Genomic DNA, 2,268 nt, shown 5'->3' with positions numbered 1-2,268 from the left:
TTTCGACAGGCCAGGCATCTCCCGAGGGGTTTTGGTACGACCAAAAAGAGAATGAATGGGTGTGCGTCCTTGAAGGACAGGGAGTTATCCAGTGGGAGGACGGTAGCACAAAAGTGCTCGATAGGGGAGAATGGGTCTTAATTCCCGCTCACGTCAAACACCGCGTATTTTCTACAAGCACCGCCCCGCCTTGCCTGTGGCTTGCCTTTTTCTGGAAATCTTGATATATGTGCCATTTTTGTTTTTATGCGTGTTTTAATTTTCCTTGCACGTTTTTAAATTTGTTGGTATCTTTAACAAACAATTTGTGGGTGTAGAACAATGGGGGATTGTAATGCAGAGAAACAAAGGCGCTGTCGATGAGGCTTTTGACAACATTATTAAGCTAGTGCTTTCTAGAAAACTCCTACCGGGAGATAGGATCTATGAGACCGACTTGGTAGATGTCTTTAAAATGAGTCGTACCCCAATAAGAGAAGCATTATCCAGATTGGCTTCGATGGGCTTTCTTGAGAAGTTGCCCAATAAGAAGGGGTATATCGTACCTTTTCTGGAACCCAAAGACATGAAAGAAGTTTACTATGTAAGGGTTTTATTGGAGGGCAAGGCTGCGCGACGTGCTGCTAAATATGCAAGCCCTGAAGATTCAAGTGAACTTATTGAGATTAATCAACAAGAAATGGAAATGTTTTTGGCTAACAAGAAAGACGAGTATGCGGCTTTGAATGAGAAGTTTCACATGACCATAGCCGCTATGGCTAAAAATAGATACCTTTATCGTTATATACAACAGGCTTTTTGGCGGTCCAACATTTACGTTTTCTTTTTTATGAGTTTTTATAATGAACAAATTAATATTGAAAAGCTACAAAATGTAGAAAATCCTAGACTGAGCTACATGGAACATAAAAGGATCGTAGAATCAATTCTTTCTAGGGATAGCCTTGCAGCCGAAAAAGCAATGCAGGAGCATCTTATTATAGCTTACAATTCAATGCTCAATCCTCATGGTCAACCTATTAAATCATTAGAAGAGTGCGATCTTGATTAAAAACACAAATTTAAGGAATTGCAAAGGACCTGAAATTTAGTTTACAATGCGTTAATATTCAAGCCCTTTGCGCTTTCTTTAGTTTGTAAATGTTATTGTGCCAAGCCTTCAAATGTTCCCTTACGAACGATATTACCCTTTTCCATCAATACAGCGCCTTTAGCAATGACGTATTGCAGAGAAAGATCTGAAATCGATATCAACAAAATATCTGCATCAGCTTTTATTGCTATTCGACCCTTTTTTGCGAGCTTAAGGCGTTCTGCCGCATTTTCGGTTACTAGAGAAATTACATCTTCCTTAGGTATGTTTGTATTGCATAAGATCCCTTTAATGGTAGAAAACAAAGAGCTGGGCTCGCCAATACCCATGCCAATGATTTCCTTTAAGCTGTTAAAAATGGGAATGCTGCCGTTCCCATCAGTACTCAAAGTAATGGATGAAAGGGGTATTTTTTTATTGTAAGCCATAGCAATGCAATCTACAGGCGAAATAGATCCGTCATTGCCTGTTATGCTGGTAGTAATATCAATGTAACCACCATCGGCACAATATTTAAGTGATTCAGTGAAAAGCTTTGAGTTTCTGTTTACATGCGTAGGAAGGATTTGAGCTTTTGGTATGTCCGTACCTGAAAGTGCCTCTCTAATAATAGAAAGGCCACTCTCTTCGTCTCCCATGTGAGCCATTACAAGCCCCATCTTGCCGGAAAGCATTCCCCCCACACGGCTGTCTGATATAAGATGTCTTAGTTCAGTGACAGTGGGATGAGAAGATCTGTGATCTGATATTGCAATTTTGGTGCCGATAATTTTGTCTATAAGCACGATGTCAGACATGATATCTCCTGTTATGCTAACAGGTGGATATCCATAGGACCCAGTGTATATATATGCAGTAATGCCTTCAGCATCCAAGCCCCTACACTTGGCAAGCAATTCCTTCAGAGAACGACAAACTCCATCGGTGCCCAATGGTGCGACTGCCGTGGTTATACCAGCCCTAATAAAGCTACTAAGCTGAAGCGGAGGAGTTCTAAACTGTGGGCCGTTTTCTCCTCCTGCCCCGTTGAAATGAATATGGCAATCTATGAAGCCAGGTACCACTAGCATCCCTTCTGCGTCGATTACTAAAGCGTTGGGGTCTAAAGTTATAACGGAATGTTTAGAGATCTCGTCATCAATAGCGAGAATTGAATTTTCACATACAAGTATATC

At 40.9% G+C, this 2,268-nt stretch carries 3 protein-coding genes; 2 read left to right on the top strand and 1 reads right to left on the bottom strand.

The window, feature by feature from the left end; all coding sequences use genetic code 11:
• Positions 1-224: cupin domain-containing protein (locus Q7P41_RS12195; protein WP_303884612.1), on the top strand; the 224-nt coding region annotated here is incomplete at its 5' end.
• A gap of 110 nt (positions 225-334) precedes the next feature.
• Positions 335-1,051: a GntR family transcriptional regulator gene (locus tag Q7P41_RS12190; protein WP_303884610.1), complete on the top strand. Its 717-nt coding sequence runs from the start codon at positions 335-337 to the stop codon at positions 1,049-1,051.
• 92 nt (positions 1,052-1,143) lie between these two features.
• Here Q7P41_RS12190 and iadA read toward each other — a convergent pair.
• A partial coding sequence (iadA, locus tag Q7P41_RS12185; RefSeq protein ID WP_303884608.1) for a beta-aspartyl-peptidase occupies positions 1,144-2,268 on the bottom strand: 1,125 nt, incomplete at its 5' end.

This window comes from Acetomicrobium mobile, from assembly GCF_937920065.1.
The sequence above is the reverse complement of the archived record's forward strand: the minus strand, read 5'-3'. Positions and strand labels throughout refer to the sequence as shown.

Bases quoted from the DNA above. Each gene is read 5' to 3' on its own strand.
- Q7P41_RS12190 (WP_303884610.1), top strand. From the start codon at position 335: ATGCAGAGAAACAAAGGCGCTGTCGATGAGGCTTTTGACAACATTATT.